General features: G+C 44.4%; 21 protein-coding genes. 17 read left to right on the top strand and 4 right to left on the bottom strand.

Going from position 1 to position 25,202, the window contains the following annotated elements:
* The first annotated feature begins 8 nt into the window (after positions 1–8).
* From ACPUEK_RS15730 to ACPUEK_RS15690, 9 genes are all read left to right on the top strand, one after another.
* A complete protein-coding gene (locus ACPUEK_RS15730; protein WP_067036509.1) occupies positions 9–374 on the top strand; it encodes a response regulator in 366 nt (121 codons plus the stop codon).
* A gap of 36 nt (positions 375–410) precedes the next feature.
* The gene (locus ACPUEK_RS15725) at positions 411–2,618 is read left to right on the top strand and encodes a chemotaxis protein CheW (protein ID WP_425641378.1); all 2,208 of its coding nucleotides are present in this window, start codon (positions 411–413) and stop codon (positions 2,616–2,618) included.
* Positions 2,596–3,078, top strand: a complete 483-nt coding sequence (locus ACPUEK_RS15720; RefSeq protein WP_067036515.1) for a chemotaxis protein CheW — start codon at positions 2,596–2,598, stop codon at positions 3,076–3,078. The genes ACPUEK_RS15725 and ACPUEK_RS15720 overlap by 23 nt, the downstream gene beginning before the upstream one ends.
* A gap of 94 nt (positions 3,079–3,172) precedes the next feature.
* Entirely contained in the window at positions 3,173–5,065 is a 1,893-nt protein-coding gene (locus tag ACPUEK_RS15715; protein WP_425641377.1) for a methyl-accepting chemotaxis protein, read from the top strand.
* Between the two features lie 81 nt (positions 5,066–5,146).
* Positions 5,147–6,043 (top strand): CheR family methyltransferase, encoded by an 897-nt coding sequence (locus tag ACPUEK_RS15710; RefSeq protein WP_425641376.1) that lies wholly within the window; start codon positions 5,147–5,149, stop codon positions 6,041–6,043.
* Positions 6,044–6,053: 10 nt separating this feature from the next.
* Positions 6,054–6,665, top strand: coding sequence for a chemoreceptor glutamine deamidase CheD (cheD, locus tag ACPUEK_RS15705; RefSeq protein WP_067218241.1), 612 nt, complete (start codon positions 6,054–6,056; stop codon positions 6,663–6,665).
* A 13-nt stretch (positions 6,666–6,678) separates the two neighbouring features.
* Positions 6,679–7,719 (top strand): protein-glutamate methylesterase/protein-glutamine glutaminase, encoded by a 1,041-nt coding sequence (locus tag ACPUEK_RS15700; RefSeq protein WP_425641375.1) that lies wholly within the window; start codon positions 6,679–6,681, stop codon positions 7,717–7,719.
* Positions 7,720–7,760: 41 nt separating this feature from the next.
* Positions 7,761–8,897 (top strand): cell division protein ZapE, encoded by a 1,137-nt coding sequence (gene zapE, locus ACPUEK_RS15695; protein WP_425641374.1) that lies wholly within the window; start codon positions 7,761–7,763, stop codon positions 8,895–8,897.
* 150 nt (positions 8,898–9,047) lie between these two features.
* Positions 9,048–10,628, top strand: a complete 1,581-nt coding sequence (locus ACPUEK_RS15690; RefSeq protein WP_425641373.1) for a sensor domain-containing diguanylate cyclase — start codon at positions 9,048–9,050, stop codon at positions 10,626–10,628.
* A gap of 47 nt (positions 10,629–10,675) precedes the next feature.
* On the opposite strand, the gene ACPUEK_RS15685 is transcribed toward ACPUEK_RS15690, so the two are convergent.
* Positions 10,676–11,464: a formate dehydrogenase accessory sulfurtransferase FdhD gene (locus ACPUEK_RS15685; RefSeq protein WP_425641372.1), complete on the bottom strand. Its 789-nt coding sequence runs from the start codon at positions 11,462–11,464 to the stop codon at positions 10,676–10,678.
* Positions 11,465–11,860: 396 nt separating this feature from the next.
* Here ACPUEK_RS15685 and ACPUEK_RS15680 point away from each other — a divergent pair, with 396 nt between their 5' ends.
* A complete protein-coding gene (locus ACPUEK_RS15680; RefSeq protein ID WP_067218259.1) occupies positions 11,861–13,237 on the top strand; it encodes a peptidoglycan DD-metalloendopeptidase family protein in 1,377 nt (458 codons plus the stop codon).
* Between the two features lie 84 nt (positions 13,238–13,321).
* Here the strand turns inward: ACPUEK_RS15680 and rsgA are convergent, their stop codons facing one another.
* A complete protein-coding gene (rsgA, locus tag ACPUEK_RS15675) occupies positions 13,322–14,287 on the bottom strand; it encodes a GTPase RsgA (RefSeq protein WP_067218262.1) in 966 nt (321 codons plus the stop codon).
* Between the two features lie 333 nt (positions 14,288–14,620).
* Here rsgA and ACPUEK_RS15670 point away from each other — a divergent pair, with 333 nt between their 5' ends.
* Complete coding sequence (locus ACPUEK_RS15670) at positions 14,621–16,282, top strand: diacylglycerol kinase family protein (protein WP_425641370.1); 1,662 nt, start codon at positions 14,621–14,623, stop codon at positions 16,280–16,282.
* Positions 16,283–16,299: 17 nt separating this feature from the next.
* On the opposite strand, the gene ACPUEK_RS15665 is transcribed toward ACPUEK_RS15670, so the two are convergent.
* Both ACPUEK_RS15665 and hisA read right to left on the bottom strand, forming a co-directional pair.
* The gene (locus ACPUEK_RS15665) at positions 16,300–17,046 is read right to left on the bottom strand and encodes a hypothetical protein (protein ID WP_067036544.1); all 747 of its coding nucleotides are present in this window, start codon (positions 17,044–17,046) and stop codon (positions 16,300–16,302) included.
* 139 nt (positions 17,047–17,185) lie between these two features.
* Positions 17,186–17,950: a phosphoribosylformimino-5-aminoimidazole carboxamide ribotide isomerase gene (gene hisA / locus ACPUEK_RS15660; protein WP_067218269.1), complete on the bottom strand. Its 765-nt coding sequence runs from the start codon at positions 17,948–17,950 to the stop codon at positions 17,186–17,188.
* A gap of 129 nt (positions 17,951–18,079) precedes the next feature.
* Here hisA and arfB point away from each other — a divergent pair, with 129 nt between their 5' ends.
* The 6 genes from arfB to ACPUEK_RS15630 all read left to right on the top strand — a co-directional run bounded on the left by arfB (position 18,080) and on the right by ACPUEK_RS15630 (position 25,156).
* Positions 18,080–18,496, top strand: coding sequence for an alternative ribosome rescue aminoacyl-tRNA hydrolase ArfB (arfB, locus tag ACPUEK_RS15655; protein WP_425641369.1), 417 nt, complete (start codon positions 18,080–18,082; stop codon positions 18,494–18,496).
* 387 nt (positions 18,497–18,883) lie between these two features.
* Positions 18,884–20,461, top strand: coding sequence for a cytochrome ubiquinol oxidase subunit I (locus tag ACPUEK_RS15650; protein WP_417503940.1), 1,578 nt, complete (start codon positions 18,884–18,886; stop codon positions 20,459–20,461).
* Between the two features lies 1 nt (position 20,462).
* Positions 20,463–21,599 carry a cytochrome d ubiquinol oxidase subunit II gene (gene cydB, locus ACPUEK_RS15645; RefSeq protein ID WP_067036557.1) on the top strand — a complete coding sequence of 379 codons (1,137 nt, stop codon included), beginning with the start codon at positions 20,463–20,465 and terminating at the stop codon, positions 21,597–21,599.
* Between the two features lie 45 nt (positions 21,600–21,644).
* Entirely contained in the window at positions 21,645–21,761 is a 117-nt protein-coding gene (gene cydX / locus ACPUEK_RS15640; RefSeq protein WP_067098109.1) for a cytochrome bd-I oxidase subunit CydX, read from the top strand.
* Between the two features lie 43 nt (positions 21,762–21,804).
* Complete coding sequence (cydD, locus tag ACPUEK_RS15635) at positions 21,805–23,502, top strand: thiol reductant ABC exporter subunit CydD (RefSeq protein WP_425641368.1); 1,698 nt, start codon at positions 21,805–21,807, stop codon at positions 23,500–23,502.
* Positions 23,489–25,156 (top strand): amino acid ABC transporter ATP-binding/permease protein, encoded by a 1,668-nt coding sequence (locus ACPUEK_RS15630; RefSeq protein ID WP_425641367.1) that lies wholly within the window; start codon positions 23,489–23,491, stop codon positions 25,154–25,156. Before cydD ends, ACPUEK_RS15630 begins: the two co-directional genes overlap by 14 nt.
* The last annotated feature ends 46 nt before the right edge of the window (positions 25,157–25,202 follow it).

Here is a 25,202-nt window from a genome sequence, read left to right as displayed (position 1 = left end):
AGGGCTTTATGAGCAAGAAACTGCTGATCGTTGATGATTCACCATCTGTTCGTCAAATGGTTGAAATGACTTTAAAAGGGGCTGGGTACTCGGTCAAAGCAGCAAAAGACGGCCAAGAGGCGTTGAACTTTTGCAAGGCTGAGCGATTCGATTTTGTATTAACAGACCAAAATATGCCAAATATGGATGGCGTTACTTTGATTAAGTCATTACGAGCAATGCCTGCTTACTCTCGCACGCCACTGATTGTGCTAACAACAGAGGCAAGCGATGCAATGAAGCAAAAAGGTAAAGCTGCTGGTGCGACGGGATGGATGGTAAAACCATTTGATCCGAAAAAACTGCTAGAAGTTGTATCGAAGGTTTTGCGCTAACGAAATAAACCGGGAACGGTCTACTCGGAGAGTAAGATGGATAACTTAAGTCAGTTTAATGATGCCTTTTTTGAAGAGGCACAAGAGCACTTAGAAACAATGGAAACATTGTTGCTGGATTATGATGTGGTTGCTCCAGATATTGAGGAGCTTAACAGTGTATTCCGTGCCGCTCATTCTATAAAAGGCGGCAGTGCAATTTTTGGCTTTACCGCCATGACAGGGTTAACTCATGTCATGGAGAATATGTTGGATCTAGCTCGAAATGAAGAGCTGGAATTAACAAATGAACTGATTACAGTCTTACTCGAAACGGTAGATGTACTTAAAGATATTCTCAACAACTACCGTAATGACGAAGAGATAGATTGGGATACGGTAGAAGTTAGCAAACAGCGTTTAGAGAATGAACTGGCCAACGTAGCGAATGATTTACCGGTCGGTAACGCCACTGAAGCACCTTCGAATGATGGCTCGAACTCTGAGACAGAAGCGGAAGAAGGCTTTGGCTTTTTCGAAGACACTGTTGCAGAGACAGACGAAGATCAAGGTTTTGGCTTTTTTGATGATGAACCCTTAACTCAGCTGAGTTCAACTGAGGGCGAAGAAGACGGTTTTGGCTTCTTTGATGAGAATATCCCGTCAGACTCAGAGGACGATCAAGGTTTTGGTTTTTTTGATGAAGATACAGAATCTGAAGTAAGTCAGAGCGATGAAGAAATAGAAGGTTTTGGTTTTTTTGAACAAGATGATGATGCGCTTAATGTAGACATGACTACAGACGAAGCGGATCAACCTTTACGTAATGACTCGGCAGAATCTAAGAATACTCAGTCATCAGAAGAAGGCTACGGTTTCTTTGATGAGAAGATGAAAGCCCGTCAAGCGCAAGACAAAGTTGATGACGCCAATGGCTATGGGATTTATTCCAACGGTGATGGCAACGCGCAAGCGGCTAATTCTGTTCAGAAGCCTTCGAAGTTTGCAACAAAGTCTAAAACACCCACTAAAAATGCGCCTGAAGCGAAAAGCACAGAAGCCACCAGCATTCGAGTTGAAACCGTCAAAATTGATAAATTGGTGAATTTAGTAGGTGAATTGGTGATCACTCAATCAATGCTCAATCTTATTGGCCAAGACGTGCATGAAGCGATGGCTGAAAAAATGATGACGGCATTGGCTGAGTTAGAGCGCAATACTCGAGAAATCCAAGAAGCCGTCATGTCAGTTCGTATGTTGCCCATCTCCTTTGTATTTAACCGCTTCCCTCGCTTAGTGCGTGATTTGTCGGTCAAAATGGAGAAGCAGATTGAGCTTGTTATTGAAGGTGCGAGCACTGAGATAGATAAGAACTTAGTTGAAAAAATCTCTGATCCACTGACTCACTTGATACGCAACAGTGTTGACCATGGTATAGAAAGTCCTGAGATTCGAGCCGCTAGTGGCAAGTCTGAAAAAGGCACTGTTAGGCTGTCTGCCGTTCAAAAAGGGGGAGAAATCGTTATCTCTATTTTGGATGATGGGGCTGGCTTGAACCGAGAAAGAATCGTTGCCAAAGCGGAAGAAAAGGGAATTGATTTACCTGAACCGTTAACCGATGAAGCGGTTTGGCAACTTATTTTCGCTCCAGGCTTCTCTACAGCGGCTGAAGTCACGGATATCTCTGGCCGTGGTGTCGGCATGGATGTTGTGCGTAGAAACATTGAGTCTCTCGGCGGGCGTGTTGAAATTACTTCGTCGCTAGGAATAGGTACTGAGTTTGTAATCAGTTTGCCTCTTACACTGGCGATCTTAGATGGTATGTGTGTTCAAGCTGAAGAGCAGATTTTTGTCGTTCCATTGGTGAATATTGTCGAAAGCATTCAACCCATGAACGACCAGATACGAGTGATCAAAGGCAGCAAGATTTTATGGGCTCGTGAAGAATATTGGCCCTTGGTTGATATTGGCAAACGGCTCGGCGGTCGAGCGGAAAGTATTAACTCACTCGATTTAACGCAAAGTATTGTGGTACTCGTTGAAACGGCTAAGAGCCGCTTCGGTTTGGTGGTTGACACACTTGTTGGTCAACAGCAAGTCGTTATAAAAAGCTTAGAACGCCATTATCGCCGTGTTGAAGGCGTCGCCGGCGCAACAATTATGGGAGATGGCGGTGTGGCACTTATTCTTGATGTCGATTCTTTGACTCAATTTATCAGTTCAGATTCAGGAGGCGCATCATATGCCGTCAGAGCAGCAGGGTAATGTTTCTTCTATGCCAACTCGTGAATTTTTAACCTTTGTCTTAGGTGATGAAACCTATGCTTTGGATATTATGACCGTCAAAGAAATTCGCGGTTATGAGACCACAACTAAAATTGCCAACGCGCCGAGCTTTATTAAAGGCGTTATTAATTTACGTGGTGACATTGTTCCAATTATTGATTTACGTATTAAATTTGGCATCGGTGAAGCAACGTATAACGAGTGGACGATCGTCATTATGTTAAACATTCACGAGCGTATTGTTGGGATTGTGGTGGATGGTGTCTCCGATGTAATGAATTTAGAAGAAGACGACATCAGGCCTGCACCAGAGTTTGGTGTGGCGTTTGACAGTCAGTATCTGCATGGGCTTGCCGCCTTGGAAGATCACATGGTGATTATTGTGGATATTGAGGCGCTTATCTCAAGTGATGAGTTAGGGATTTTTGAAACGGCCTAGTTAGGTAACAACTTTACCACTTGGTGCTTTTTGCCTAAGGCACATAAAGCTGCAACTTAGGTGACAACAAATATGGGTAGGAAGGCTGAATATTATGTTTAAAGGCTTATTTGCAAAACCATTAGAAGAGGGGCAAGTCATTGCTTCTCAGGCAGAGTTGACCAATTTAAGAGGACAGCTTGAAGCGCTATCAAAATCACAAGCGGTTATTGAGTTTGATCTTAAAGGTAACATTCTTTTTGCTAACGATAACTTTTTGGATGCCTTAGGCTATTCCCTTGATGAAGTTGTGGGTAAGCATCACAGTCTTTTTGTTGATGACGCCTATAGACACAGTCATGAATACCGAGACTTTTGGACTAATTTAGGGCGTGGTGAATTTCAATCTGGTGAGTTCTGTCGTATTACCAAGCAGGGTAAACGTATCTGGATTGAAGCAAGTTATAACCCTATTCTTGATGCGGAGGGTAAACCGTTTAAAGTGGTTAAGTTCGCTTCCGACATTACGGAAAAGAAAAATGAGTCTGCAGATTTTGCTAGCCAACTTGAAGCCATTTCTAATGCGCAGGCGGTCATCTCTTTTGATCTTGATGGCAAAATATTGACGGCCAACAGTAACTTCCTATCCGCATTGGGTTACTCGCTTGATGAAGTAGTTGGCAAACATCACAGTATGTTTGTGGATACCGAGTATCGCCAATCTGAAGAATATCGAGACTTTTGGCGTAAGTTAAACAATGGTGAACACTTTGTGGGCCGTTTTCCACGAGTGCGTAAAGATAACTATGTTATCTGGATTCAAGCGAACTACAGCCCTATTCGTGATGCATTAGGCAATATTTATAAAGTAGTGAAATACGCGACGGATATTACTGCTCAAGTTGAGGCTGAACAGCAGCTACAGTTGGCGGTAGAAGAAGTGAATGATGCCATTGAAGCCGCTGTTTCAAATGATCTTACCAAGCGCGTACCGCTTGATGGCAAGACTGGTTCTTTATTGGGGTTGTGCCAAGGTGTGAACGGGCTACTGTTGTCTATGACCGACATTATTGCTCAGATTAAAGATGCTTCTGATGCAGTCTACACTGGCGCGCGCGAAATCTCTAATGGCAACACAGACTTATCTCGTCGTACTGAGCAGCAAGCCGCCAATCTTGAAGAGACCGCTTCAAGTATGGAGCAAATAACCAGCACGGTACGTCAGAACTCCAATAATGCTAAAGAAGCAACGGGGCTAGCAAGTAATGCCGAAACAGTTGCCATGGAAGGTGGTGAGTTAATTGATCAGGTTGTTGTGACGATGGCTTCTATTAATGAGTCGTCGCAAAAGATCTCCGATATCATCGGCATGATTGATGGCATCGCTTTCCAAACCAATATTTTGGCCTTGAACGCAGCTGTTGAGGCCGCTCGCGCTGGCGAGCAGGGGCGAGGTTTTGCTGTGGTGGCGTCAGAAGTTCGAACGCTAGCACAACGTTCCGCGAATGCAGCGAAAGACATTAAAGGTTTGATTTCGGAATCGGGTGCGAAAATTTCTACAGGTAATGAGCTGGTCAACAAATCTGGCGATACCATGAAAGAAATTGTGTCGGCGATTAAGAAAGTGAGCAACATCATGTCAGAAATCTCTTCCGCCTCTGTTGAGCAGTCTTCGGGCCTTGATGAGATTGGTAAAGCGGTGTCTCAAATGGATGAAATGACTCAGCAAAATGCGGCGTTAGTAGAAGAAGCGGCGGCCGCATCGGAAAGTCTGTTGAGCCAAGCGGATCAACTAGCGTCTAACATGAGTCAATTTATCATTGATGACTCTGGCTCCGTACCTCAGCGTCGTTCGGCTTTGGCTTCACCTGCTAAGCGTGCAGAGATTGCCGCGCCAAGAAAGTCGATCCCTTCACCTAAGAAAACAGCACCGGCTAAAGCGCCCGTTAAAAGTAAACCATTGCCTAAGCCAACAGTAGAAGATGATGACGGCTGGGAAGAGTTTTAATTAATAGTTTGTTTGGAGGGCGGTATAACAGCCCTCTAGGCAATCCTTCTAGACTGTGGTGTGTTTAGTGGTGCCGCATGTATGGAAAGCGCTTCAGCGGATGGCACTCGTTTTGTTCTAGCTTTGATGCTGTCAATTCATAAGGGCATTAACTTCCTATTCTTAGTAAAGGTTTTCTCTATGGATCGCGAATTTGCTTACACCGATGCAGATTTTAAAAAAGTTCGCTCTGAGCTGCGTGCGTTTGCTGGTATTAACCTTGCCGACAGTAAAGTCTCTCTAGTTTACAGTCGGTTGGCCCCTAGAGTTCGTAAGTTAGGCTTAAATTCGGTTAAGCAGTATTTAAGCTACTTAGAAAGTCATCCTGCAGAGCAAGAGAGTTTTATTAATGCTCTTACGACGAATCTAACGTCTTTTTTTCGCGAGCCGCATCACTTCGAGCTATTGCATGAATTTATCCAATCAGGAGAGCAGTGCGAAAAGATTTGGTGCGCTGCGTCGAGCACAGGTGAAGAGCCGTATTCGATTGCGATGACGGTTGTGAAGTCGCTAGGTCGCTTTGATGCTCCGATAAAAATAGTGGCATCGGATATCGATAGTAGTGTTTTAAATAAAGCCAGCAATGGCGTTTATTCCATTGACAAAATAGAAGCGATTGCCAATAAGAAGAATTTTTTTCTGCGTGGTAAAGGCCCCAATACCGGTATGGCTCGTGTTGTCCCTGAGTTACGAAATTTAATCGAATTTAAACAAGTAAACTTGTTGGATAGCAATTACCCTGTCAAATCAGGAATGGACGTTATTTTCTGTAGAAACGTTATGATTTATTTTGATAAAGAGACACAGGTACAGATTCTTGAGAAGCTGCTTGAGAAGCTGCGACCTGGCGGGTTGTATATTGCAGGTCATTCAGAAAACTTCAATCATTTGGGGCATTTGATGACACCGGTCGGTCGAACCGCATATAGAAAGGTGTGAAGGAGGTTTTATGGCGTTAAGAGATGCCGCGCAGGAGCACTTGGCAACAAAACATTACTTTGATCGTCAGTTTGATATCGATGCGATGAAGGTTCTCCCTGGCGAATACTTCGCGACAGACAATGATATGATGATTACGACCTTATTGGGCTCATGTGTTGCTGTTTGTCTATATGACCCAATTTCTCGGGTGGGAGGCATGAACCATTTTCTATTGCCTGAAGGCGATCCAAACGACTTATTATCAGCCACAGGCCGTTATGGAGTCTATGCCATGGAGATGCTGATTAACCATTTAGTGAAGATTGGTGGTCGAAGAGACCGGTTTAGAGCGAAAATCTTTGGTGGTGGCTCTGTTATTAAGGGCATGGTATACAGTAATGTCGGTCAGAATAATGCGGAGTTTATTCAAGGCTATTTGCAAAACGAAGGTATCCCAGTCGATGCTTCCGATCTTTTAGATATCTACCCAAGGCGCGTTAATTTCTTTCCCGTAACGGGAAAGGCGATGATGAGAAAGCTTAAAAATCATTACGATGATGAACTGATTGATAACGAGCAGCGCTATCAAAAAGCAGTGGTTGAAAGTCAGGTTGACTCTGGCGATATCGATCTTTTCTAAATAAGGGATATCCATGCAACATCTTCCAATTCGAGTATTAGTGGTCGATGATTCGGATATTATTCGAAGACTGCTAACTGAAATATTAAATTCTGATCCTGGTATCGTGGTGGTGGGTGCGGCGGCAGATGCGTTTGAGGCTAAAGCGCTCGTTAATAAATTGCAACCTGATGTGATCACTCTTGATGTGGAAATGCCTGAGGTGGACGGCATTCGCTTTTTAGAAGTGTTAATGAAAGTCAGGCCGACGCCTGTCATCATGATATCAACACTAACCCGCTCGAAAGCCGACATTACGTTGAGGGCGCTTGAACTGGGGGCGGTAGATTACATAGCCAAGCCGATTGTCGATGATATTGCTGTGTTCCAGCGTTATTCTGGTACGGTCATTAATAAAGTTAAAATGGCTGCAAAAAGCCATGTTGGTCATGCTACTAAACCTCCCAAAGCACCTGCTCAATTAGCGTCTCGGACTAATCGAGTCATTGCCATTGGCGCATCGACAGGCGGAACTGAAGCCATTGCGCATGTGCTACAACAATTGCCAGCGAGTCATTTTGCTGTGGTGATGACTCAGCATATGCCTGCAGGTTTTACGACTACCTATGCTGACCGTTTGACTCGCAATACGGGTTTTACCGTTATCGAGGCTCAAGGTGGTGAGTTGGTCCGCCCTGGTTATGCTTATTTGGCGCCTGGAGGATACCACATGCGTGTGAAACGAAAAGGCAATGAACTTTATACAGAAGTGTTTGATGGAGAGAAAGTAAGTGGCCATAAACCCTCAGTTGATGTTCTTTTTGATTCCGTTGCTTCAGAAATAGGTAAGTTTGCCATGGCGACTTTATTGACTGGCATGGGAAAAGATGGCGCTCAAGGGCTTAAGAAGATACAAAACTCTGGAGGCTTCACGGTTGCCCAAGATGAAAGTACTTGTGTGGTATTTGGTATGCCACGTGCTGCCATTGAGCTTGGTGCTGCTGATGCGGTTGCGCCACTTGATAAGATTGGTGAGACATTAATCGAAAGCCTTGCACCTAAAAGTGAAAATTAGACGGCGCAAATGTCGCTCTCTCCGCACAAAAGAATCTATGCATGAATGATCAGCCCTTTACTCCCCCCAGCGGTTTGTATCACGAACTTGTTGAGCAAGCTAAAATCTCAGATGACCCTTCTCAAGCAGATGCCTTAAATGCTCTCGATCAATTGTGGAATCAGTTAACCGGTCAAGCAGACATTTCTGATGGACATTTAGGCGTGTACCTTTGGGGAAATGTCGGTCGTGGTAAAACGATGTTGATGAACCTGTTTTTTCAGTCTTTGCCAACAGGTATGGCAAAGCGCCAACATTTCCATCATTTTATGACCGCGTTACATCGAGAGCTTAATACGACTTTTGGGGTTTCCAACCCGCTTGATCAAATTGCTGCTCGCATGGCGAAAGAAGTAAAAGTTATCTGTTTTGATGAGTTCTTTGTCTCAGATATTGCCGATGCCATGTTGCTGGGGAACTTTGTTCAAGCCCTATTCAAAGAGGGGTGCAGTCTCGTGGCGACGTCTAATATAGCGGTAGGTGACTTGTTTCAAAACCAACTGCAAAAAGACCGCTTTGCGCCAGCCATTGAAACCCTTGAACGACATCTACATAGCTTTCATTTGACAGGAAATGTTGATCATCGGTTTAGGCTTCCTATTGATCAGGCAATTTATTTCACTGATAAGGAACGCTTTAATCTATTGATGGCTGATCTATTTTTGATGTCGGAGCAGCAAGGAAGTGAAATAACGATTAATTATCGTAAAATGCCAGTGTTGGCTGAAAATACATGCGCTCTATGGTGTGATTTTAAAGATTTATGCGAGAGTCCGCGTTCAGCGCATGACTACATTGCTTTAGCTCAAAAGTATGACCGTATCGCTGTATCCGGCATTCCAGAGCTCAGCAGTACTCCTTATGAGCATATTAAAGCCAGAGGGACAGAAGATGGTGCAATGGGGTCTGGCTTTACAGGTGAGCGAGAAGTAGTCCATGGCTTAAACGATGATGCAGTGAGACGGTTTATCAGCTTAATTGATGAGTGTTACGACCAGCGTATTAACATGGTGTTTCAAGCCGACGTTCCGTTAGATAAGCTGTATACCAATGGCATCTTGTTATTTGAATTTCAGCGTACATTTAGCCGAATGACGGAGATGCAGACTAAAGGTTATTTAGATATAGAAACCTGCTAATACAGCAGCGATTGAAAGTATTATCTTACGAGCTGTTCTCTTACCGTTTCAGGAAAAAATGATTTCCTAGTCAGTATATTGAGCTTTATCAACCCAGAGCAGTTTTTGTTCTATAAAATTAAGTTATGAAAATAATGTGGCGGATGCTAGATGCAGGTTTTTTGGTATATTTTTCGCGCGGACTTGCGTCGTCTAATTTTACTATTAACGATAGGGTGTGTTCTGGTCACCTTTGGTAATAGTTATCAGGCTATTTATAACGTTCAGCGCAAACTGCTTATCGATAATACGCTAGAAGCGAATCAACGCTATGCTGCAAAAGTAGCCGAATCGGCAGAAATGCTACTAACGTCTGCTCAAGACTCAGTGGCCTTTAGTGCAGAGTTGCTGGCGGGTAATTTTCATTTCTCGGGTAAGCCTGAGGAAGAAATGTACCGTCTTGTAGAGCAATCCGAAGTCTTTAACTCAGCCATTATTGTTAATAATGAAGCGGAAGTCGTTGCGACCTACCCAGAGGGGATTCTTCAGAAAGGTTTTGTGTTGCCTGAGAATACACGCCAGTCCTATTACGAACGTAAACCACTTATTACAAACCCCTTCCATTCCGTTAGTGGCAATACGCTGATTAGTATCTCTCACCCTATTTGGGGTGAACATGGTCATTATTTAGGCTATATATCTGGCACGATCTATCTTAATAAAAATGGTTCGTTATCTCGCTTAATGAAAGATCACTTTTTCACGGATCAAACCTATCTCTATGTTGTTGATCAATTTGGTGAATTATTGTTTCATGTCGATCCAAATCGAATTGGCGAAAATGTCTCGCAACTGCCTCTAATCAAGCAAGCGTTGGGGAGTGCGGAAGGCAGTCAAGAAACCATCAACTCTTTAGGTATCGAGATGGTAGCTGGATATGCATCCGTTCCTTCTGCAAACTGGGGCGTTGTCGTCCAGCGCCCTAAAGATAAAGTAATGAAGTCTCTTAATGACCAAATGCTGAACGTATTATGGGCGAGTTTACCGATTGCGCTTCTTACGTTTATTGTTATTTGGGTACTGGCTTACCTAATTTCGAAACCACTTCGCCAGTTAGCGCGCAGTGCTGCGAATGTAAACGATGTAGACATGCAACGGCAGATTGTCTCTGTACGTTCTTGGTACTTTGAGGCATCCCAGCTGAAAATAGCGGTTCTAAATGCTATTGGATTACTGAATGATAAGATCCATAAGCTCGATGTTGACAGTCATACAGACCCACTGACGCAGCTCCATAACCGCCGAGGTATGCAGCGCCTATTAGATGACTTTGAAGCAAAGCATCTACAGTTTTCAGTATTAGCTTTGGATATTGACCACTTTAAGTTAGTGAATGATTGCTACGGGCATGACACTGGAGACTTGGTTATCCAAGAGTTGGCAAAGACAATGCAAAACTTCATCGAAGACAGCGATATGGTGTGTCGAGTAGGAGGTGAAGAGTTCTTGATTTTCTTACCGAATACAAGTGGTGAGAGTGCTGTAAGTATCGCTGAATCGTTGTGTGAACATGTAGCTAATACTGTCATGCCTAAGGTAAAGCGCATTACGGTTTCGATTGGCGTTGGCTGCGTAGAGAATGACATCGATATGGCTGATATTGACATGGCGATTAAACAAGCGGATACCGCTCTATACGATGCCAAAAACGCTGGACGTAACCGTGTGAAGTCTATGTTAAATTCTCAGTGACATAAGTCGTAGAGCATGGTTGATCTGCACATTCACCAATGTCGCTTTTAATTGTAATGACGTGGCGCGGCGCGTCTGGGGATGTGTATCAAATGTAAGCCGTATTGCTTTGCTTGGGTGACGGCTAGAGTGCTGGGTGAGGCAAGGTGACCTAGGCTGGCAACTTGGCCTCGTACTGCTTTTAGAATTAATTCAGTACTGCAGCGACTGCTCATTAAAATATGGCAGCCTTTTAAGTTACTGGACGTGCTGAGCGCTTTTCCGATGAGCTTATCTAGTGCATTGTGGCGCCCGATATCTTCCGCAAAGCATAAAAACGTGCCTTGCGGGTCCATTAGCATGGCTCCGTGAATCGCGCCTGAAATCCCGCCCACAAGCTGATGGTTTGAGAACTGCTCTTTTGCGGTATTCCACTGCTCGTCGGTTAATGTGGGGGCAGGGCTTAGAGGCGCTAAACATGGAAAGCTTTGTTCTATGGCTTCGATGCCACACAAACCACAGCCACTAGCGCCTTTGCGTTGACGCATAATGCTGGATGAGCGGTGCTGTGCTCGTCCTGTCAGTTTCAGGTTGGCCGTTATGTGCGTGGGTACACCTTCTTGTTGCCCGCTATCTGTTTCGATGTCGATGTCTAAGATTTCATTGGTATGTTCGATTAAACCTTCTGAATGCGCAAAACCAATGACAAAGGCTTCAATATCGACAGGCGTTATTAAGATGACGGCATAATTTAGGTCATTGACGCTGATGGCAATCGGTACTTCTTCGACTAAATCTATTTGATGCTGACCTAGTTCATTCGTGTAATGTAATTGCTGTGTACCACTTTTGTTCATAATGTCTTCAACGCCTTAAACCGATGGAAACGACCTGCGCCCAATTTAACGTAAATAAACAGGTTATGACATGTCTGTTTCAGACAGTCAGCTGACTTTTGTTGCATAAATGATGATGTTATATCGTGATTTTTCTAGCCTTACTCCGTTCTTATGGTCTGCTGTAGAAGAAGATTGAGGTAAGGAGGCGCCTATTTAACTTACTGACTGTGTATCAAGATACTGTAATAGATAGGTTTTCGTAAGATTGTATTACGCCAGAGACTGTCATTTTTTTTTAGACTCAGGCAAGATGTCACAGACCTTTAACAACTACTGATAGAATGCCTGTATTTTTAGGCATTTTATATATTAAGACGGCAGCAGAGAGCTGCCACGGAAAGAAGTTTACTCTCTATGGTTCAACCGAAAAGGAAACCCCGCTGGCTGCCAAGTGGCCCTCGCTTATGGGCACTGGTCTTGGTATCAGTCTTTGTCTTGCTTTTGATGATTTATGAGGCCATGGTCGAGGATGACCAACGCGCTGAAAATTATGATGCCTTACCTAATAGTCGCATCTCGTTAGCGCCGATAAAAACACAAACGCCGAATGCTCCGCCGCCGCCATCCTTAGATTCTTTGGCTCCGCCTGAGTCTATTGGTGTACGTCAGAATGAAGATCAGACCGTTGTAGATCAAGTTACTCAGTCACTTCCTAAACCGCGTCTTGTAGAACATATAATCAAGTCTGGAGACACGCTAGAAGGGATTTTTCAGCGCTATGGATTTACCATTGGTACGCTTTACGATGTTTTAGAAGCGGATCAAGAATATTTGGTATTAGAGCCCCTTCAAGTAGGGGATCGCTTACGGTTTCAGACAAATGATCAAGATCAGTTAGTTCGAATCTCCCGTCGTATCGACCCGAGCCGAACCATTGCTTATGTAAAACATGAAAATGGTGGCTTTGTTTACAAGGAAGAGCGCAAGCCAATCACTTGGAGTCAGTTTGCCAAGCATGGCAATGTTGAAGGTACGTTTTATGTGTCCGCTAAACGTGCCGGCCTCTCTGATGCTAACATTATGATCATCAGTGATTTGCTCAAAAATCGCTTAGATTTTCGTCGAGATATTCGTGCAGGTGATCCGTTTGATGTGGTGCTGAAGCAAGGTGACGTTGACGGTGAAGAAGTTGGTAGTGAGCAGGTTGAAGCCGTTCGTATCAAGGTTCGTGGTCAATATTACCAAGCCTTCTTAAATAGTTCTGACGGACGTTTTTATGATGAAGAGGGCAATAGTCTAACGTCAGCCTTACGACGTTGGCCAACAGCAGTGAAGTACCGGATCAGCTCTGGCTTTAACCCGAATCGTAAGCATCCAGTAACAGGGCGCGCGTCGCCTCATAATGGTACTGATTTAGCGACACCAAGTGGTACTAAGGTGTTAGCGACTGGAGATGGCATAGTGACTCGAACAGCAAATCATCGTTATGCGGGTCGTTATATCGACATAGACAATATCGGCAAATACAGCACGCGTTTTTTACATTTGAGTAAGATATTAGTGCGTAAAGGGCAACGTGTTAAGCGCGGACAAGTCATCGCTTTATCTGGCTCGACAGGGCGAGTTACTGGACCACATTTACATTATGAACTGCATGTAAATAAACGCCCGGTTAACCCAATGCGGGCTAAAATCCCAACGATGCAAGCTATTCCAAAAGATGAGCGAGCGGAGTTCAATAAAGCAATCGCTTCTTGGACAGAGATGATGGACGCGAAAGATCTTTTGTAGAAACAGCTTTAGAATCAAAAAAACCGGCTTCGAAATGAAGCCGGTTTTTTTATGGTAAGCAGCCACAGTGAATCTGAGTTTACTTTAGTCCGCTAGGCTATGCTTTCTAGCTCGGGCGTCAGAGTGAGCATGACGCTGAGTTTTCTGCTTAGTCGTTACTTCATCTGTGTAGGAGAACGTGGCGCGCTTATAAGCCTTTACTCGATACTCTTCTAAGTTGCCTTGCTCGACCGCTTGCAATATCGCGCAGCCAGGCTCATTCGTATGAGTGCAATCATTAAAGCGGCACTTCTCAGCGATCTTAGCTACCAGTTCAAAATCAGACTCTGCACTCATTGCCGCATTGGCTTGCAATTCACGTAGTGCTGGCGAGTCAAGTAATACCGCACCATTCGGCAGTCTGAAGAGCGATTCTTGCGGCTCAGAAAACTGAGTTTCAGGCTCATCAAGATCAACTAGGCTTCGGACTAGACGTGATTTACCTGCGCCAGGCGCGCCTAAAATCGCAATCGTTTTACCTGGCTTGAAAAAACCTTTCAGAGCGTCTAATGGCTCTGCTGATTTTGTATTAACGGTTTCAATCATGAGAAGTGGATTCAATCGTTGAACCAGGTCGCGCTTTTCATCAACAGAGTCACACAAATCTGCTTTGGTAAGTACCACAATGGCATCTGCTTCGGCATCATGAACTAAGTCGTAATAGCGCTTAATTAAATCCAAATTAAACGTGTCGTCTAAGGCACTGACGATTAATACAGTGTCGACGTTAGAGGCGATTAAATGTTCGCCTTGATTGAACAGGGCGCTGCGGTCGAGCTTGCGAACAAAGTGGTTTTCCTTGTTTACAACAACCCAGTCACCAATGGTCATTTCTGGTTGGTGTGATTGTTTGGTCAAGGTAAGCAGTCCACATTCGGACAGCAATTTGTATTGCGAGGGTTCCACTTGGCAAACACGTGCAATGTTATGTGTTTCAAGGTCATCCAATGACAATTGCTGTTGGAAGTAGGTTTGCCATCCTAGATCAAACATTGAGATCGATGCATCCATTAAGATAACTCCAGGCGCAAAAGCACCAACGTACAAAATAAAGAAAAGCCACTAGAATGCAAAAAGTCGCTTTTCCCGTGAGCAATTGGCTATGGTTATAGATAGTGCAGTAACAAACAGCCAACAAATTCGAGATTAGCACAGTGTTTGACCAGTACAAATGTATTTTTAGTGTTTTTAACGCTTTCTAAGTGTGCAATCTCAAGGATAAAAATGGGCATATCTTCTGCATAGATTTACCTATTAAGGCGTAACCGTTAATGTAGCTTAAGGGAGCATCAAAAAAAGCGTGATAAACAAGCATTTAGGTTTATGTGGGTAGGGAGAATAAATATGTTGTTACAAACAAATGTCTATTTGTTGTTGGCGCTCGGTTTTGTCGTGTTAAGTGCTACGACAGCAGATTTGTACTTTCGTAGCGCATGGGTATGGGCAGCGTTGTCGTTTTTTGTCGTAAGCTTAGCGTACATTTTGAACAAGCCAACGATATTTCGAAAGCGTGCAAACGGTACGATACCTATGGCCATACGATGGACGTTATGGCCATTTTTGTGGGCAACACAGTTATACAATGCTATTGCTCGAAGCCAAGATAAAGTGCCTGCGATTCAAGAAATTGAGCCTGGTCTATTCCTCGCCCGTCGCTTATTTCCTTCCGATATTCACTTTCTAAAAAGTAATGATATTTGCGCGGTGCTTGACGTAACAGCGGAATTCGATTCATTGAATTGGACGTTATTAGGGGAAGACATTGATTATTTAAATGTGCCCATTCTTGATCACTCAGTCCCTACTGAAATTCAGGTAAAGCGAGCGCTTAACTGGATTCATACGCACCGAAAGGACGGCCGCAGTGTGGTTGTGCATTGTGCACTAGGTCGAGGTCGCTCCGTTTTCATGTTAGTGGCTTATTTATTAAGTCAACATCCCGATAAAACCCCAGCGGCTATCATTAAACACATTAAAGGCATCCGTCCAAGTGCTCATTTGAACAAACGCCAACTCCATGTCATTACTAAGATGCACCACCAGAAGCAGCTAGTGGTTCGTAACAGTGCTTGGTTGATTGCCAATCCTGTTGCCGGTACGCGTCAATGGCAGGAGAGTAAAGATCAAATTCTCGAACTTCTTTCTCCGTACTATGACCTAACCATTCGAACCACTTCAAAAGAGCATAACGGCAGTTACTGGGCACAGAAAGCCGTAGTGAATAAACCTGATTTAGTCATCGCTTGTGGCGGAGATGGCACTGTGGCCGAAGTCGCGCAAGAATTGGTGAATACTCCTGTAAAGCTCGGGATCATTCCATTGGGTACCGCTAATGCGCTTAGTTACGCGTTATGTGGTGTTGGGGTCAAATTAAACCCAGTTAATACAGCTTGCTTAGCGATAATTGAAGGCATTGAAAGCCGAATTGATACGGCTCGTTGTAACGACGAGGTGATGCTCATGTTGTGTGGTGTTGGTTTCGAGCAACAAATGATTGAAAAAGCCGACCGAGAAAAAAAGAACACCAGCGGGCAGTTTGCGTATCTGCAAGGCCTGTCTGAAGCAGTGGGAGATAATAAAAGTACAAAATATCAGCTACAGTTGGATGATCAACCAGTGATAACGGTGGATACCCCCAGTTTGACCATTGCCAATGCCGCGCCGATTACTACTTTACTAGCACAAGGTCGTGGTGCGCCTGATATTACCGATGGTGTCATGGACTTAACATGGCTATCACCAGATCGACCACAGATACTCAACTTGTTAGAGTTGGTAGGGCATGGATTGACCAGTCGACTGGAAGATCACGATTACGAAGGAATTCATCATGATACGGCTTATCGAGTGGTGTTGACGTCTGACGAAACGATTTCATATGTATTAGACGGTGAAAATCGAGAGGCGGATGAGCTTCACGTTGAAATGATTCCTAAATCATTATCTGTGATGGTCCCAGTTAAGTTGGATAAAGCTAGAAACAAAATAGAAGACCGCCAAGAGTAGCGGTCTTCTAGATCGTTTTATTGCGGGATGCGAATTTTCAGGCTGCCAACAATTTTACCGTTATTATCAACGGTTGGAGCATCGAACTCTAGCTCATATATACTGCGATTTGGACCAAATGTACCGATCAATTTATCATTAATAATAATCTGATAGGTCTCCGTAAAGGTCATATTTAAAGGCTCAGATGTTGAGTTTTCCATTAGGAAATTTTCCTTTAAACGAACCACCCTGGATTCTCCTCGAATCCAGTTGCCAACAAGAGGCTGGGCATTGAATGAAGTCGGTTCTGTTACTTCAAGATTAGACAAGTGAACTTGCAGTAAATCACCTTTACTTGGTGACTCACGGCGTTGTTCAACACGTTTATCAAGCTCGACAATCTGACTAGTCAGATTATTCGTATAAGACGATAGCTCAGCGACTTTACTTTTTAGCATCGCTACATCATCCGTTGAAGGAATAGAAAGGCTTGTTTCATTCAATGGATGACCAAGACGCGTTTCCAGTTCTTGGATGTTTTGCATGGCTAATGTCTGTAATGACTTATATTTGGCCAGCAATTCCTCTTTTGATAACTGGGTCGTCTCAAGTGCTTTCGTGACAACCGGCTCGGTTACATCTTCTGCATCGTTAACGTTTTGCGAACTGTCAATGGTATCCGGTTCGCTAGGTAATGAGGCAGAGGAGGTGGGTTTTGTCGGTAAGGAACACGCGGCTAACAAAAGCGGAAGAAGTACAAAACCTGTACGTAAGATCCTCATGGTTGAAATGATTCCTAGTGATGAAAATGGGGATAGTTATAGTTAACAAGTATGCGGTAATGGGGGAGTGATGTCGAGTGACGAGAGGCCTAACAAGTCGAGGTAAGCGTAAAGTTTCCTCGACTTTTGCGAAGATGGCTTATTGTTGCGAATTCCACTGGATGCAATCGTCCAGTGTAATGCCTTTTCCACCAAATATATCCAATGCGCTACCAATGGTGAGATCGACTTCACCCTTCGATAATGCATGTACACGTTTGAGGTCTTCAAGAGAGCGTGCGCCGCCAGCGTAGGTGACGTCAATAGGGCAGCCTTGACCGAGTAGTGTGACGAGATCTTCGTCAATACCAGCTTGAAGCCCTTCGACGTCTGCTGCATGAATCAGGAACTCATCACAGTGATTCGCTAATTCAATAAGGTTTTCAAGGTTCACTTCCGTTGAAGTAATGGTCTGCCAGCGATCCGTGGCGATAAACCAACTGTTATCAACACGACGACAACTTAAATCTAGAACCAAGCGTTCAGTCCCTGTTTCTCGTTTGATTTGATCTAAACGATCCCATGAGAATTCCCCATCTTCAAATAGGTAAGATGTCACGATCACATGAGACGCACCAGCTTTGAGGTACTCCGCCGCGTTTCGTACAGTAACACCGCCGCCATACTGTAAACCATTAGGGTAGGCGCGTAAGGCGCTTAGCGCTTCTAGCTTATTCAGTTTGTCTTTACCCAGCGCAATCACATGACCACCTTTAATTTGGTGTTCACGATAAAGATTAGCGTAATACGCGGCATCGTATTCGCTAATAAAGTTCTCTTTAGCGCCAGTATCATTCAAGCTACCGCCTACAATTTGTTTCACTTTGCCTTGGTGTAGGTCGATACACGGACGGAATAGTGTCACTGATGACTCCAGTTTTTAATCAAAAGGGGGCTGATTGTAACGAACTTGTCAAAAGATGCGAAGTAGCAATATGCAATCGACATGTCCTGTTACAATTGTTGCGAATGATTAACCAGCACGAGTCAATGTATGCCTTTAACAATATCCAATACGATTGAAATTCCGGATCATGAAATAGAAATGACCGCCATTCGAGCACAAGGGGCGGGAGGGCAAAACGTTAACAAAGTGTCCAGTGCTATCCATTTACGCTTTGATATTGTCAACTCATCTTTACCTGACCGGATAAAAGAGCCTCTATTGGCAATGAAAGACAGTCGAATTTCGAAAGATGGTGTTCTGGTAATTAAAGCTCAGCAATTTCGTACTCAAGAAGCCAACCGAGAAGATGCTCTAGCGCGTTTATTAGAATTAATCGACCAAGTCAAAACCCCCGCCAAAGTGCGTCGACCAACCAAACCCACTAGAAGCTCACAACGTAAGCGTATGGATGGCAAAAAACAGCGCGGACAGCTTAAAAATCAACGTCAGCAAAAGTGGGATTAGCGTATTCATTGCCGTAGGTTATATGAAATAACTGTAAATTCGAAATAGATATAAGCTTATTACTTTTTACGTTGACTCTATTGTATAAAGAGAATCTAATATGCCCGTGCGATGCATTATGGGCGTTATACAGCTTTGTGTTGAAAGGCGATAAGCGATCTTTGATTAAAGTAAGGATTGTGTAAGTTTAATATGAGTGAAGCTATTAGTATCATTTATTGATCTATCGCAATGACCCATAAGCAGCGCTAATCGATAATTCACGTGTATGCCAACCATACATATTGTGAATGATTGGCATTTGTTGGCGACCGAACAAAATAAGAGCATGGACAGTGCCTAGGAAAAAAAGCCGCCGTTCTATTACGTTAGACATGGGTTAAGATCATGATTAATGAAGCAGTTGTAGAGCTCTCGCGATTACAGTTTGCGCTAACGGCTATGTACCACTTTTTGTTTGTACCTCTGACCCTCGGCCTCTCTTTTTTACTCGCAATTATGGAATCTGTGTATGTCATTACTGGCAAACAGGTTTACAAAGATATGGTGCGCTTTTGGGGTAAATTGTTTGGTATCAACTTTGCTCTAGGTGTGACTACCGGTTTGACGATGGAGTTCCAATTCGGGACTAACTGGTCGTACTTCTCGCACTATGTCGGCGATATCTTCGGTGCGCCATTGGCGATTGAAGGCTTAATGGCCTTTTTCCTAGAATCAACCTTGGTTGGTTTGTTCTTCTTCGGTTGGGATCGTCTAAGCAAAGTGAAGCACTTGATGGTGACTTGGCTGGTAGCTTTAGGTTCAAACTTATCGGCGCTGTGGATTTTGATTGCCAACGGTTGGATGCAAAATCCAGTTGGTTCAGAATTCAATTATCAGACAATGCGTATGGAGCTGGTAGATTTTGGCGCGCTACTGATGAATCCCGTCGCTCAAGTAAAATTCGTACACACGGTTTCTGCAGGCTACGTGACCGGTGCGATCTTCGTTTTAGTTATATCGAGTTACTACCTACTTAAAAACCGTGATCTAGCGTTTGCACGTCGCTCTTTTGCGATTGCATCAGCATTTGGCCTAGCTGCAACCTTGAGCGTCATTCTATTGGGTGATGAATCAGGTTACGAGTTGGGTGAGGTTCAACGTGTGAAACTGGCTGCCGTTGAAGCTGAGTGGGAAACACATGAAGCGCCTGCACCATTTACTGTTATTGGTTTTCCTAACCAAGAATTAGAAGTCACTGAATATGCACTTCGGATTCCAGGTCTTATGGGCTTGATTGCTACACGCTCTTTAGACGAAGAGGTCATTGGTCTTAAGGAACTTAAAGAGTACCACCGTCAGCGTATCATCAATGGTATATACGCCAATCAGTTATTAGCGCAACTGCGTCAAGGAAACGAAGATCCGTTAGTAAAAGAAAACTTTGATAAAGTGAAAGATGATTTGGGTTATGGATTACTCGTGACGGCTTTTGCAGACGACATTAATAATGTTACCGAAGAGCAGCTGCAAATGGCGGTTGATTATTCAATCCCGAAAGTTGCGCCTTTATTTTTCGCGTTCCGTCTAATGGTGGCATCGGGCGTGTTGATGCTCTTGGTGTTTGCGGTGGCATTTTATCAAAATGCTCGTCGTCGCATCGGCCAGAGCCGTACCTTCTTAAAGCTGGTCATGTTGTCGTTACCACTGCCTTGGATTGGCGTGGAGACCGGATGGTTTGTTGCAGAGTATGGTCGTCAGCCATGGGCGATTGGTGAAATTCTTCCTGTTCATGTGGCGGTGTCTGATCTTACAACGGGTCAAATTTGGCTCTCAATGGGATTGATGACAGCACTTTATACTGTGTTCTTGATCGCTGAAATGTATCTAATGATTCGTTTTGCGAAACAGGGCCCATCGAGTCTACATACTGGCCGTTATGCGCTAGAAAAAGAAACAGACCAGCTTAAAGCGCGGGAGGTGTAAGATGGATTACGAATTTTTAAAAGTCATCTGGTGGGTGTTAGTGGGGGTTCTGCTAATCGGCTTTGCGATTACTGACGGCTTTGATATGGGTGTCGGTAGCTTGTTGAACGTTATAACCAAAGACGATTCTGAACGCCGTATCATGATCAATTCCATTGCGCCTCATTGGGATGGTAACCAAGTGTGGTTTATCACGGCGGGCGGTGCGTTATTCGCGGCTTGGCCTGTGGTTTATGCCACATCGTTCTCAGGCTTTTATATGGCGATGATCTTGACGCTGGCAGCGTTGTTCTTTCGTCCGATCGGGTTCGATTACCGCTCTAAGTTAGAAGGCACTAAGTGGCGTAAAAACTGGGATTGGTGCATCGGCTTTGGTTCAGCTGTGCCGCCTATTATTTTCGGTGTGGCGTTTGGTAATCTGTTGCAAGGTGTGCCGTTCCAGTTTGATGAATATCTTCGAGTGTCGTACACAGGTTCTTTCTTTGCTTTACTGAACCCATTTGCAATCTTGTGTGGCTTGGTGAGTTTGCTTATGTTGGCAACACAAGGTGGCGCATGGTTACTTATGAAGACAGATGGCCATCTGTACGAAAGAGTTCGTAAGTCAACGTTTATTACCGGCGCTTTGACCGCTGTGTTATTCGGTCTGGCGGGCATTTGGTTAGCATTTGGCATTGATGGCTACGTGATTACTAGTGAATTCGATGGCAATTCAGTTATGACACCTCTGATGAAAACAGCAGAGCTACAAAGTGGTGCGTGGCTAGCGAATTACAGTGCTGTGCCATGGTTGATCTTGGCTCCTGTGATCGGTCTAGGTGGTATGTTGTTAGCCGGCATAATGGGGGCCGCTGGACGTGGTGGCTTAGCTTTCCTTCTGTCTTCATTAGGTATCGCTGGCATTATTATGACAGCGGGCGGTTCAATGTTTCCATTCTTAATGCCGTCTTCGACGTTCCCGAGTATGAGTTTGACTATGTGGGATGCAACATCAAGTGAAACGACGCTGATGATCATGTTTGTCGTGGCGTGTATTTTTGTACCGATTGTATTGTCCTACACCGTATGGAGTTACTTTGTGATGTTTGGTCGATTGACTAAAGAGCACATCGCTAAAAACTCGCATTCACTTTACTAAGATTGAAGCGGGGCAGGGTAACCTGCCCCGCTATAAGGAGTCACTATGTGGTATTTTGCATGGGTATTAGGCGTGCTATTAGCATGTTCATTCGGCATTATTAATGCGGTGTGGTTAGAATTTTCTGGTTACGATGGCGAGTCTCCTGAGGACTCACAATAAGTTTTTAATAAAAGGGTACATTGCCTTTTAGTAAGGTTTAAACATGCGAACACGGGTTAAGTCATCAGAGCAGCAATTTCTATTTGATCTGCAACAGCAGCAAAGAAAGCGCTTTCAAATGGTGAAATGGTTAGGTGTCTTAATCGCTTTTTCCATTGTTATACAAGCTTTAGGGCTGGCAAAGGTATTCGCTGAACTGGTGCTTGAGGGGAGTTTTCCCCTCAATGCTGCTTTGCTAGCAGGTGCCGCCTTTCTTTTCAAAACGGTTTTGCAGTATGTGCGCGAGCAAATTTGTGCCACCGCAAGCCGAACCATTCGTTTTTCCTTACGAAAACGTGTGGTGGAACATCTTACGCATCTTGGTCCGAATCGTTTACAGATCGATGAAGATGCCGGCCTTTCTACCAGAGTATATGAGCAGATTGATGCACTTGACGATTATTTCAGTCGTTATGTGCCACAAGTTTTTCTGGTGCTTTTCATACCATTGACAATTTTAATTGTCGTCATTCCTGTTTCTTGGATCGCCTTTTTCATTTTTGCTTTGACCGCACCGCTGGTCGTTTTTTTTATGGTGATGGTTGGGCATAAAGCCGCCAATGCGAATCGTAAGCAGTTTACAGTACTATCATTGTTGTCGAATCAGTTTATGGATTTAAACCAAGGAATGGCCGAGCTTAAACGGTTAGGTCAAACCGATCGTGCTCGCGAACGTTTGTCTTTGACCGCGAGTGAGTACCAAAAAACAACTATGGGGGTTCTTCGTTTGGCCTTCCTTTCAACGGGTACCTTGGAGTTGTTCTCGTCGGTGGCCATTGCCATGGTCGCCCTGTATTTGGGGTTGGGGTTATTAGAGCAATTGCCTTGGCAAGTGGGCATTGCGCCAGTAAGTTTATTTGCCGCCTTTTATCTGTTGCTGCTGGCACCAGAGTTCTACTTACCGTTACGCCAGCTAGGCAGTGACTATCATGCTAAGCAAAAGGCAGAAGCGGCCGCGACCGATCTACAAGAAATTTTTGCTGCTGAACCGTCTGACTTTATGGCTACATCGTCTTCCAAGCTGCCTGATAAAAAGGGAAATGGTGCGCTGATTGAATTCGAGAACGTCAGTTGGTCTACCTCTGGCCGAGTGCGGCTTGCTGATTTATCTGCGTCCATTTCACAAGGTGAACGTGTCTGGTTGAGAGGGGCGTCGGGTGCAGGAAAGTCCAGTCTAATGTCAATCTTATTAGGCTTTGATCAGAAATTTGATGGGCGACTTTTGATCAAAGGTCAGTTGTTAAGTCCATCAATGCTTGATGAATGGCGACGCCGCTTAGCGTGGTTGCCACAAACGCCTGAATGGATACAAGGTACGATTCGTCAAAACCTAGAGCTTGGTCTTGGGAAGTGTGATGATGCAGACCTGCGTAACGCACTAATCAAAGCACAGTGCTGGGACTTTGTCGGTGGTTTGCGTTTTGGTTGGGATACGCCAATTCATGAAGCGGGTACTGGGCTATCTGGTGGGCAAATGCAGCGCTTATCCATTGCGCGGGCTCTGCTCAGTCAAGCCGATGTGTGGCTGCTGGATGAGCCATGTTCTGGCTTGGATTCAGATACGGCAGAGCAAGTGCTGAATACGTTGGATGAAGTCAGCTTTGGTAAAACCGTTTTAATTATTAGTCACGATACGCATCCTGTTAATTGGGCTGACCAAAAATGGCTGATGAAGGAGGATGGAGTGTATGTCGAAGCGTAATCCCCAATTACTTACGTTTAAATCGTTATTACTGGATAACCCGTTTGGTTTGTTAGTCGCCCTGCTGATTGGTATTGTCGGCAGTTTGGCCGCAGTGGCTCTATTGGGTGTTTCCGGTTGGTTCTTATCAGCGGCTGGGCTCGCCAGTGCAATGGGCACCGCATTAACGTTTAACTATTTCACACCGGGCGCTTTGGTGCGCCTAATGGCTATCCTTCGAACTGCTGGTCGATACGGTGAACAAGTATTCTCTCACGATCATTTATTAGGTCTACTACGTAGTTTGCGATTATGGGTTTGGGATCAGCGTGTTAATACACCGTTAAATCAGGTTCACCGCCAAACGAAAGGCGACTTGTTACAGCGCTTAGTTGGCGATTTGGATCAGATCATAAAGTGGCCATTGGCTGTGGTTATGCCATGGGTTTATGGTTTGTTGGGTTGTGTTGCTCTGCTGGCTTTAGGCGCGTGGGTCGAAGCATCCCTAGTGTGGCCAATTATCATTTACAGTGCTATGCAGTTGCTTTGTCTACCTTGGTTTGCGAACCGTTTAGCGATGTCATCAGTTTACAGAATGCAGGCGTTGTCTGTGCACCGTCGTAGCCGTTTTATGTCGGTGTTTTCAGCGTTGATTACCTTGACCATCCGTGGCCATTGGCAACATTACAGTGAGCGATTAACGCTACTGGATGGAAAACAGCGCAAGCTTCAAGGTCGGCTACAAGGTGTAACATCACTTATTAAGTTGCTAGGGCAAACGACAACATTTTTGTTGATTGGCGTTATGTTTGCCATGTGTCTTAGCGTTGAAAATGAAAGCCTTGTTATCACGCCTACCATTTCAGCGACTTGGTTGGTTGCCTTAGTGTTGGCGACATTGGGAGTAAATGAGCTGATGCAACCTATTGCCAGCGCATTTCTCGCGCAAGGCCAATCTAAAGTTGGCCTGAAGCGCTTAAATCAATTGCAGTGCAGTGCATTGGAGGCAGCGGATAAGTCTAAGTCATTGCCTTCTATCGAGTCATTGATTGTTCGAAACTTTGCAGGTAGCCATAATGATGTTGCATCTTCAGCCTTACCAAGCGTGAATTTTACGATAAGTGGCAATGCACAGATTAAAGTCGTTGGCGCCAGCGGTGCTGGTAAAAGTACGACGTTAGCGGCCTTGGCTGGTGATTTAGATTACCGTGGTGAGGTGATGCTTAATAACTCAACTGTTTTGCTATTCGATAACTCATGTTGGCGAGAGAAGGTGGCCTATCTGCCCCAGCAGTCTGTTATTTTTCAACAGAGTCTACGAGCTAATTTACTACTGGGAAAGCCTGATGCGACGGAGGCTGAACTGTTCGATGTACTACAATTGCTAGGGTTGAAAGGTTGGGTAGAAGCTTTACCTAGTGGATTAGATACTTTACTCGGTGGGCAAGGACGAGATGTTTCTGGTGGGCAAGCACGACGTTTATGTTTAGCCAGAATTCTACTTAGGAAAGCGCCTATCTTAATTTTAGATGAACCCTTTGATGGATTAGACAGTGATAGCGTTAATCGAGTCTGTGGCGCGTTAGAGGGGGGGTTATACAGGCCTCAGTTTTTAATATATGTCAGTCACATTGAATCGGCGTTAGACCAAAATTCGACGCATGTGACACTGTAGACAATAAAAAGGCCTGCGTTTAAAGCAGGCCTTTTTAATGATCGAG

Origin of the sequence: Marinomonas gallaica (assembly GCF_049821165.1) — a bacterium.
Classification (GTDB): domain Bacteria; phylum Pseudomonadota; class Gammaproteobacteria; order Pseudomonadales; family Marinomonadaceae; genus Marinomonas; species Marinomonas gallaica.
Note: the sequence above shows the minus strand (reverse complement) of the source record. Positions and strands in the feature narration are given on the sequence as shown.

What these genes read in the sequence shown, in the direction of transcription:
- rsgA (WP_067218262.1), bottom strand. Translation starts at nt 14,287, where the DNA reads ATGGATGCATCGATCTCAATGTTTGATCTAGGATGGCAAACCTACTTC.
- arfB (WP_425641369.1), top strand. Translation starts at nt 18,080, where the DNA reads ATGCCTTTAACAATATCCAATACGATTGAAATTCCGGATCATGAAATA.
- cheD (WP_067218241.1), top strand. Translation starts at nt 6,054, where the DNA reads ATGGCGTTAAGAGATGCCGCGCAGGAGCACTTGGCAACAAAACATTAC.
- ACPUEK_RS15700 (WP_425641375.1), top strand. Translation starts at nt 6,679, where the DNA reads ATGCAACATCTTCCAATTCGAGTATTAGTGGTCGATGATTCGGATATT.
- ACPUEK_RS15690 (WP_425641373.1), top strand. Translation starts at nt 9,048, where the DNA reads ATGCAGGTTTTTTGGTATATTTTTCGCGCGGACTTGCGTCGTCTAATT.
- ACPUEK_RS15720 (WP_067036515.1), top strand. Translation starts at nt 2,596, where the DNA reads ATGCCGTCAGAGCAGCAGGGTAATGTTTCTTCTATGCCAACTCGTGAA.
- ACPUEK_RS15730 (WP_067036509.1), top strand. Translation starts at nt 9, where the DNA reads ATGAGCAAGAAACTGCTGATCGTTGATGATTCACCATCTGTTCGTCAA.
- ACPUEK_RS15685 (WP_425641372.1), bottom strand. Translation starts at nt 11,464, where the DNA reads ATGAACAAAAGTGGTACACAGCAATTACATTACACGAATGAACTAGGT.
- ACPUEK_RS15630 (WP_425641367.1), top strand. Translation starts at nt 23,489, where the DNA reads ATGTCGAAGCGTAATCCCCAATTACTTACGTTTAAATCGTTATTACTG.
- ACPUEK_RS15665 (WP_067036544.1), bottom strand. Translation starts at nt 17,046, where the DNA reads ATGAGGATCTTACGTACAGGTTTTGTACTTCTTCCGCTTTTGTTAGCC.
- ACPUEK_RS15650 (WP_417503940.1), top strand. Translation starts at nt 18,884, where the DNA reads ATGATTAATGAAGCAGTTGTAGAGCTCTCGCGATTACAGTTTGCGCTA.
- ACPUEK_RS15715 (WP_425641377.1), top strand. Translation starts at nt 3,173, where the DNA reads ATGTTTAAAGGCTTATTTGCAAAACCATTAGAAGAGGGGCAAGTCATT.
- ACPUEK_RS15725 (WP_425641378.1), top strand. Translation starts at nt 411, where the DNA reads ATGGATAACTTAAGTCAGTTTAATGATGCCTTTTTTGAAGAGGCACAA.
- ACPUEK_RS15680 (WP_067218259.1), top strand. Translation starts at nt 11,861, where the DNA reads ATGGTTCAACCGAAAAGGAAACCCCGCTGGCTGCCAAGTGGCCCTCGC.
- cydX (WP_067098109.1), top strand. Translation starts at nt 21,645, where the DNA reads ATGTGGTATTTTGCATGGGTATTAGGCGTGCTATTAGCATGTTCATTC.
- ACPUEK_RS15710 (WP_425641376.1), top strand. Translation starts at nt 5,147, where the DNA reads ATGGAAAGCGCTTCAGCGGATGGCACTCGTTTTGTTCTAGCTTTGATG.
- cydD (WP_425641368.1), top strand. Translation starts at nt 21,805, where the DNA reads ATGCGAACACGGGTTAAGTCATCAGAGCAGCAATTTCTATTTGATCTG.
- ACPUEK_RS15670 (WP_425641370.1), top strand. Translation starts at nt 14,621, where the DNA reads ATGTTGTTACAAACAAATGTCTATTTGTTGTTGGCGCTCGGTTTTGTC.
- cydB (WP_067036557.1), top strand. Translation starts at nt 20,463, where the DNA reads ATGGATTACGAATTTTTAAAAGTCATCTGGTGGGTGTTAGTGGGGGTT.
- zapE (WP_425641374.1), top strand. Translation starts at nt 7,761, where the DNA reads ATGAATGATCAGCCCTTTACTCCCCCCAGCGGTTTGTATCACGAACTT.